Annotated in this window: 6 protein-coding genes; 4 read left to right on the plus strand and 2 right to left on the minus strand. The window is 76.1% G+C overall.

Annotation, left to right across the window (positions count from 1 at the left end; genetic code table 11):
• Positions 1-51: 51 nt before the first annotated feature.
• Both ACFV04_RS42615 and ACFV04_RS42620 read right to left on the minus strand, forming a co-directional pair.
• A complete protein-coding gene (locus ACFV04_RS42615) occupies positions 52-2,799 on the minus strand; it encodes a M4 family metallopeptidase (protein ID WP_380536477.1) in 2,748 nt (915 codons plus the stop codon).
• A gap of 311 nt (positions 2,800-3,110) precedes the next feature.
• Positions 3,111-3,767 carry a hypothetical protein gene (locus ACFV04_RS42620; protein ID WP_380536479.1) on the minus strand — a complete coding sequence of 219 codons (657 nt, stop codon included), beginning with the start codon at positions 3,765-3,767 and terminating at the stop codon, positions 3,111-3,113.
• A gap of 339 nt (positions 3,768-4,106) precedes the next feature.
• Between ACFV04_RS42620 and ACFV04_RS42625 the strand changes: the two genes are divergently transcribed.
• From ACFV04_RS42625 to ACFV04_RS42640, 4 genes are all read left to right on the plus strand, one after another.
• Complete coding sequence (locus tag ACFV04_RS42625; protein ID WP_380536480.1) at positions 4,107-5,051, plus strand: hypothetical protein; 945 nt, start codon at positions 4,107-4,109, stop codon at positions 5,049-5,051.
• 71 nt (positions 5,052-5,122) lie between these two features.
• On the plus strand, positions 5,123-5,968 hold the full coding sequence (locus ACFV04_RS42630) for a hypothetical protein (protein ID WP_380536481.1): 846 nt from the start codon (positions 5,123-5,125) through the stop codon (positions 5,966-5,968).
• The gene (locus tag ACFV04_RS42635) at positions 5,965-6,873 is read left to right on the plus strand and encodes a hypothetical protein (RefSeq protein ID WP_380536483.1); all 909 of its coding nucleotides are present in this window, start codon (positions 5,965-5,967) and stop codon (positions 6,871-6,873) included. The genes ACFV04_RS42630 and ACFV04_RS42635 overlap by 4 nt, the downstream gene beginning before the upstream one ends.
• The gene (locus ACFV04_RS42640; protein WP_380536484.1) at positions 6,870-7,892 is read left to right on the plus strand and encodes a hypothetical protein; all 1,023 of its coding nucleotides are present in this window, start codon (positions 6,870-6,872) and stop codon (positions 7,890-7,892) included. The genes ACFV04_RS42635 and ACFV04_RS42640 overlap by 4 nt, the downstream gene beginning before the upstream one ends.
• Positions 7,893-7,938 lie beyond the last annotated feature (46 nt).

Raw genomic sequence — 7,938 nt, forward strand, 5'->3', positions numbered from 1 at the left:
GCGGGGCAGTTCGCCCCGCGGCCCCGCCGCCGCTGCGCCGGTGAGATCCGCTCAGCAGGTGCCCGCCGGACGGTCACGGACCACCAGGTCGGTGCGGCCGACCGTGGCGTCCAGCCACACCACCCGGGTGCCCTGGTCGGCGGCGGCCTCGTACTGGCCGCCGCGGTTGCAGGACAGCCGCTGCGGGGTGCCGCCGGCGAGCGGGACCTGCCACAGCTTCGGCAGCGCGGCGTTGGTCCAGCCGCCGGCGGGCTTGTCGCCCTCGACCCGGTAGGTGACGGCCTGGTCGGAGACGGCGAGGGTGGTGGAGCGCGGGGCGTTCGGGGAACCGGCGCCCACCAGGTCGACGACGCCCGAGCCGTCCGGGGCCGCGGAGCGGATCGTGCTGCGCACGGTGCGGTCGTCGGGCAGGTCCACCCACAGCAGGCGCCCGCCCGCCAGGGTGAGGGAGCCGGCGCTGCTCGGCCCGGAGCCCGCCGGGGCGTGCGCGGGGTACCGCGCGGTGACCTTCCCGGCCGCGACGGAGTAGACGGTCGGTACGGTCACCTGCTGGTCACCGTCCTGCCAGGTCTCGGTCCAGGCGACGAGGCCGTCCTTGAGGGTGAGTTCGGACACGGCGTGCCCCTCGGGCAGCGGGAGCGCGACCGGCGCGGCGCCGTCGCGGCTCAGGTACGGCCGGGAGTGACCGTTCTCGGAGACCGTGAAGACGATGTCGGTGCCGGAGATCCGGGCGTTGCCGAGCTGCTGGGCGGGGGAGGTGGAGCGGAAGACGCTCCGTACGGGGCCGGCGCCGCTCAGCGGAGCGGTCAGCACCTCCTGCCCCGTGCCGGGGGGGCCGCCCATGGCCACCCACACGGCGTTCGTCCCGTCGGTGGCGGCCCAGCTGTGGATGCGGCCGTCCTCGGGGCTCAGGCGCACCGGGGTGCCGTGCCCGTCGACGGTACCGGTGTACAGCCCGGTGCCGGCGGCCCCGTCGCCGAGGATCACCCAGTGGCCGCGGGCGACGGCCGGGGTGGCCATGCCGTTGGAGACGTTCTGCAGCAGGATGCGGCTGTCGGTGCCGAGCCGGCGCTGCCAGCCGGGACGGATCCCGTGCGCGTCGAACGCGGCGGCCAGCGCCCGCAGTTGGCGCTTGTCCAGGCCCTGGTCGCGGCCGGCGGCGAGCACCGCGTCGCGTCCGGCCTGGAAGTCGTCCAGCGGGGTGAGGTAGTCGGCGAGCGCGTGGTAGACGACGCGGTCGGCGGTGAGCGGGTCGAGGGTGCGCCGGATGTCCCAGAGCGCGCCGCCGAAGATGGTGGAGTTGAGGTGCACCCCGCCCGAGTCGATGGAGTACCGGGTGCCCAGGAAGTCGGCCGTGGTGGTGCGGTGGTCGTCCAGACGGCGCGTGGCGCAGGCCTGCGGGGTGCCGGTGCGGCACAGGCTCTCGCCGAGCAGCGCCGCGGCGGGGTCGTCCATCGACAGGCCGCGGGCGGTGACCTCGATGGCGTTGCCGAAGTAGTCGGCGATGGCCTCGTCCATGGCGCCCGACTGGTTGAGGTAGAGCAGCTTGGCGGTGTGCTGGACGACGCCGTGGGTCATCTCGTGCCCGGCCACGTCCAGGGCGACGGAGAACGGGTAGGAACCGGGGCCGGAGCCGTAGACCATCTTGGAGCCGTCCCAGAACGCGTTCGGGAACGGCTTGCCGCCGTCGCTCACGTTCACCACCGAGACGATCGCCCCGCCCTGGCCGTCCAGACCGTTGCGGCCGAGCCGGTTGCGGTAGAAGTCGAGGACCAGCCCGGCGTTGACGTGCGCGTCGGTGGCACCGTCGTCCCCGGTGGCGGCGGGGAAGGCGGGGGCGGGGGAGGAGGCCGGGGCGGCGTCGGCCGGGACGGGCACGCCGTCGAAGTCGCCCGCGTCGCGCCCGGCGGCGTCGTAGGTGGTGACGGTGGCGGGGCGGGTGAGGTCGGTGAGCTGGTAGGTGCCGTCCGCCCGCTTGGCGATGTTCACCGCGGTGCTGCGCCCGTGGGCGTCGGGGGCGGTGCCGGTGGCGGGCTGCAGCCCGGTGCCCGGATCGGCCGGTGCGGGGGCGGCCGGTGCGGGGGCGGCCGGGGCCGGGTCGGCGGCGGGCCGGGGCGCGCGGGCGTCGTGGGCGAGGGCGACCGCACCGGTGGTGGCGTCGACGTACACCTCCCGGGCGGTGCCGCCCGCCGTGCCGCGCACGGTGTAGTGCTCGGTGAGGCGGCCGGGGCCGTCGGGCAGGATCACCGGGCCGTGGTCCTCGGCGGTGGCGCCGGCGCGGGCCGGCGGGTCGGGGAGCTCGGCGATGGCCGCCCGCCGCAGGGCCTCGGCCGGGACGGCGGGGGTGGTGGGGGCGCTCAGGCCGGTGAAGTAGCGTCCGCCCGCGGACTCCACCTTCTGCCCGGCGCCCTGGCCGGACAGGTGCACCAGGTACTGGCCGCCGAGCACCGGTATCCCGCCGTGGCGCTGCTCGAACCTGACGGTGCTGCGGCCGTCGGGGCCCGTCGTGGAGCCGAGTGCGGCGAGCTCGCCGGTGTCGATGCGGTAGCGGTCGGGGTGGGCCGCGAGGTGGGCGAGCGCGGCCCCGGCCGGGTCGCCGGGCGCGGGTTCGGACAGGCCGGTCACCAACTGCGGGGCGGCGGTGCCGGTGCCGTCCACCAGGGCGGGCACCGGGTCCGCGTCCGGTGCGGGGGCGCCTGCGGCCGGCAGGGCCAGGGCGGGCGGCACGGCCAGCGCCAGCATCACGACGGCGGTGGCACCGACGGCGAATGTGCCGGCGGTACGGGGGAGTCGGGGCACGGAGGTCCTCTCGCGCGTGGGTCGGGAACGCGGCGGCACGACGGCCACCGCACCGCCCACGATAGTCAGTCGGGCGACATATGTCGATCGATTACCTATCGGGGGCGGGGTGCCGCCGGGGCGCCGCGGGGGTGCGGTCGAGGTGCGGTCGAGGTGCGGTCCGGGCGCCGTCGAGGTGCGGTCGGGGTGCCGGCCCTCCTACTCCCGTCCACGTCCGTCCGTACCCGATCCGTTCAGGACGCGGTTCCGGTGCACCGTCAGCCGCCGACCGGTCCCGGCGCACCGTCAGCCCGCCGCCCTCCGGCGCGCGGTCAGCCCCGCCGTCGGTCGTCCCACAGGCCCGCGTCCGCCGCCCACGCCACCAGCTGGAAGGCGAAGGCCCCCGAGGCGGCCAGCCCGGCCAGGGCCAGGACGATCCAGAACGGGATCGACAGCGCGCTCGGCCGGCCGGTGGCCATCCGCCCGCCGTCCTCCAGCCGGACCCGGGTCTCGTGGCCGTCCGGGTAGGGCGCGTCGACCGGTCGCTCCTCGCCGAACGACCGCCCGTCCACGCTCCAGCGGTAGGTGCAGGCGTACGTCCTGGCCCCCAGACCGCCGCCCTCCACCGGGACCTGGCCGCTCACCCGGCAATGCGTCACCACGGCCGGCACGCTGCGCGGCTCGTGCACCCGGGTGCGGATGGTGTCGGCGGCCTGGGCCGTCGCGAACACCGTGCCCCAGGCGGCCAGCAGGAACACCACCGCGAACGCGCCGACCGGCGCGAACCCCCGGCCCGACGCCCGCCCGCGCAGCGGGACGGCCGCGGCCACCGCCACCGCCAGCGCGGCCGCGCACACCGACTCCCGCACCCCGCCCACCGGTTCGTCCAGCGACCAGTGCCACACCGCCGTCGCGCCCGCCACGGCCAGCACCGCCAGTGCCACCGCGGCCGACGCCGTCCACCCCCGGCCGCGCCCCCCGTCCGTCACGGCGCCGTCCTTCCCCCGTCGTCCAGCCTTCCCGTCGATCCTCCTACCGCCGGGCAGCCCGCCCACACCCCCGGGCCGGGTTCCGTGCCGAGCGGTGACGCGGCCGCGACATCGTCACACCGGGCCGCGGCGGCCCATTGCGGTTAGATCACGACGTGTCCGGTTCATCAAGCATTGGGGGAGAGTGCGGTGATTGATTTTGTTGGCAGCGCCTTCAGCGAACTCTCATAATTCCTGCTGACACGCGTGACGGACGGTCCGGAGAACCCGCTGGGGGGAGTACGTCCCACGAGGGGGCCCCGCGCGTGGAATTCCGCATTCCTTCCCTGGGGGAGTCCCTTGCCCGAGCCCGAGAACGAGAGCGCCGCCGCCGAACCTCCGGCACCGGCCCAGCCGCCCGCGCCTGTTCCTGCCGCCGCTCCCGGAGAGCAGCCCGCTGCCGCGCCGGCCGCCGAGCCTGCCGTGCCGGGCGCCGCCACGACTGCCGAGCCCGCCGCCACGCCTGCCGCTGACCCTGCCGCGCCCGCCGCCGCGCGCCGCCTGCCGCGCGCCGTCGGCGTCGCGCTGGCCACCGCCGGCCTGCTCGCGGTCACCGCGGCCAGCGCCGCGGTGACCGTCGCCGTCGGCAAGCCCGACCCGCACCCGGCCGCCGCACCCGTCGTCACCGCCGCCCCGCAGGCGAGCGCGAGCGCCACCGCGAGCGCCTCGCCCACCCCCGAGCCCGTCCCGGTGCCGACCGCCGTCCCGACCGAGCCCGCCCCGGCCAGCACCGTCAAGGGCACCGTCAGCGGCGGCAAGCACGCGGGCGACCTGCGCTACTTCCTGCTCCCGATCCCCGCCGGCGGCGAGTCCTACGGGCCCGCCGACGGCATGACGATGACCGACGACGACGTCGCCGAGATCTTCGGCAAGCAGGACGGCATCAAGGACATCCTCGCCTCCTACGGCTACAAGGAGGGCGCGAGCCGGATGTACCGGACGGCCGACGGCAAGGCCGAAGTGACCGTCACCCTGCTGCACTTCGGCTCCGCCTCGATGGCGACCGACTTCGTCAAGGGCTACAAGATCAAGTCGCTGGACCCGATCGACCTCGACGGCCTCCCCGACGCCCGCGGCTACCTGAAGAAGCCCAAGCAGCAGGCCTACACCGGCTCGATGACCGGCATCGCCAGCCAGGGCGACGTCCAGTACACGATCGACGTCGACGTGAAGGGGACGCCCGACAAGGCGCTGCTGAGCGAGCTGATGAAGCGCCAGCGCGACTGGCTCGCCTCGGGCGGCTGAGCCCCGCGCACCCCGCGCGCCGCCGCCCGCCCACCGACGCCACCCTCCCTTCCTCCTCTGGAGCCACTCCCGTGACCACCGAACCCGCGGAGCCGGTGCCCGCCGCGCCCGCCGCGCCACCGGCGCCGCCCGCGCCCGCCGTCCCGCCGCCCCTGACGCCGCCCGCCGCCGACCCGTACGCCACCGGGCCGTTCCCGACCCAGCCGGGCGAGCTGCTGGAGACCGGCCCCGAGCGCGCACCCCGCACCCCGCGCCGCCCCCGCCCGGTCGCCCTGGCCGCCTGCGCCCTGGCGCTGGGCGCCCTGGCCGGCGGCGGCGTCGGCTACGCCGTGCAGGCCCAGCGCCCGCCCACGCCGCTGCCGCCGCTGCAGGTCGCCCGCCCCGCCTACCCGGCCGGGACGGTCGACCCGGCCGCCCTCGCCGCCCAGCAGCCCGCGCCGCCGGCCATCGAGGGCGACCTGACCAAGCTGCTGATCACCGCCCCCGAGGGCAGCACCCCCTGGGGTGACAGCCCGGACAAGCCCGGCTGGGTCTCCATCGGCGAGATCGCCGAGCAGAGCGGCAACGCGGCCCTCACGTTCCGCGACCTCGCCTCGCGCGGCTTCCGGCGCGCGGCCGAGGTCGACTGGAAGAAGGACGACACCCGCTACCGCGTCTCGCTGGTCCAGTACACGGCCGACCACGCCGACGAGGCGAAGTCCTCCAGCTGGGTGCCGTTCGCCGACGGCGCCAACGGCGGCTACAAGGTCGAGACCGCGGCCCGGAACTGGGCCGAGAGCACCGAGCAGTACTACTACGGCGAGGCCGTCGCCAAGCGCGGCTCGGTGCAGATGACGATCGAGGTCTTCGGCACCCAGCAGGTGAGCGCCGACGTCCTCAAGGACCTCGCCAAGCGGCAGTGGGAGCGGCTGATATGAACGACGACACCGTGACCCCGGCCCCCGGGGCCCCGCACGCGGAGGCGCCGGCCCCCGAGGCGCCGAACTCCACCGCGCCGCACGCGGAGGCGCCGGACTCCGCCGCGACGCACCCCGAGGCCCCCGAGGCCCCGCACGCCGACGCGACGCACCCCGCCGCGCCCAACGCCGCCTCCCGCCGTCTGCTGCGCGCGGGCGCCGCGACCGCCGCGGCCGCGCTGGTCGGCGTGGTCATCGGCATCGGCATCATCAAGACCCAGTACGACGACCCGGCCCCGGCCACCGCAGCCGCCCCGTCCACCGGCCCCACCCCGACCGCGACCGCCACCCCCTACGGTGCCAAGTCCAACGGCAGCCACTTCGGCTCGCTGCGCGACCTGCTGCTGCCCGTCCCCGCCGGCTACGAACCCGGCCCGGACGACGGCGTCTACGGCAACGACACCGAGCTGAACGGCGAGCAGCTGTCAGCCCAGCTGGACGCCGAACTCCAGCAGGTCCCCAAGGAGAAGCGCGACAAGCTCCGCTCCTACTGGGAGGGCCTGCACGTCAAGGCCACCGGGGTGCGCACCTACCTCGCCGGCAGCGACGACCTGGTCATCGGCCTGAAGCTGCGCCAGTTCAACCAGCAGGAAGTACAGCGGATCAACGAGTACACCGCGGTCTTCACCGGCGACACCGGCCTGTTCCGGATCGGCCCGTCGATCCCCGGCCACCCCGAGGCGCACTGCTACCTGATGCCTGCGCCGCCGTCCGCCCCGATCGACTACCTGGAGTGCTCGGCCGCCGAGGGCGACCTGCTGGTCGTCATGAACGCCGAGGGCGTGGCACCGCTGCCCAAGGACAAGATCGTCGCCCTCTTCACCCTGCAGCTCGACCGACTCGCCCGCCCGGGAGCGTCAGCATGACCGACCACTCCACCCCGCCGCAGCCCGCGTCCGACCCGCTGCCGCCGGCCCCGCCGGCCCCGCCGGCCCCGCCGGCCCCGCCGGCCCCGCCGGCCCCGCCGCTGACCGAAACGGCCATCGGCGCCGTCGAGTTCACCGAGCCCGCCGCCGTCGAGGATCCCGTCGAAAGGCTTGCCCACCGGGCCCGCCGCCGCAAGGCCGCGGTGCGCTGGAGCTGCGCCGCCCTGGTGTTCGCCCTCGCCGGCACCGGCACCGCCCTGGCCGTCACCGCCCCCGAGCGCACCGACATCCCGGGCCTGGCCACCGCGAAGGACGGCCGCTACACCTTCCCGCCGCTGGCCCTGCCGCCCCTGCCCTCCGGCAAGCCCGCGCCGGACGCCAAGGGCAAGACCCTCCACTACGCGGACCTGCGCCACCTGCTGCTGCCCGCCCCCAAGGAGGCCGGCGGCGCCGTCACCGCCCCGACCTTCCCGGTCCCCACGCTGAGCCCCACCGCCCCGGGAACCCCGACGGCGTCGCCGAGCGCCCCGCCGAGCGCCTCCCCGACGGCCACGCCCACCGCCGCCGCGGCCACCGCGGACTGGGTGCCCTGCGACGCGATCCTCGCCGAGCAGCAGGACCCGGCCAAGCTGCACGAACTGCTCCTGCAGAACGCCTGCCGCGCGGCCACCGTCCGGGAGTGGACGACCTCCGACGGCACCCGCACCCAGATCCGGCTGCTGCGCTTCGGCTCCGCCGGCGAGTCCTGGGACACCTACACCTCGCTGCGCAACAAGGGCCGTTCCAAGGCCGCCCCCGACACCAAGTCCACCTCCCACGAGAACTGGGACACCGTCGACAGCGTCGAGCTGACCACCCAGGAGTCCACGGCGACCGGCCCCAAGGGCACCCCCACCGCCCGCGTCGCCTACCTCGCCGCCGCGGACGTCCTGGCCGTCATCACCATGACCAACCCCGACGGCATCCCCATCGCCCCCTTCCGCCAGGTCGTCACCCTCCAGTCCGACCTCCTGGCCTGACCCGGGCCCGCCCCGGCGTGCGCGGGAAGTCGGCCCGGCCGACTTC

It is taken from the genome of Kitasatospora sp. NPDC059599 (assembly GCF_042735125.1).
In the GTDB taxonomy this organism is placed as follows: domain Bacteria; phylum Actinomycetota; class Actinomycetes; order Streptomycetales; family Streptomycetaceae; genus Kitasatospora.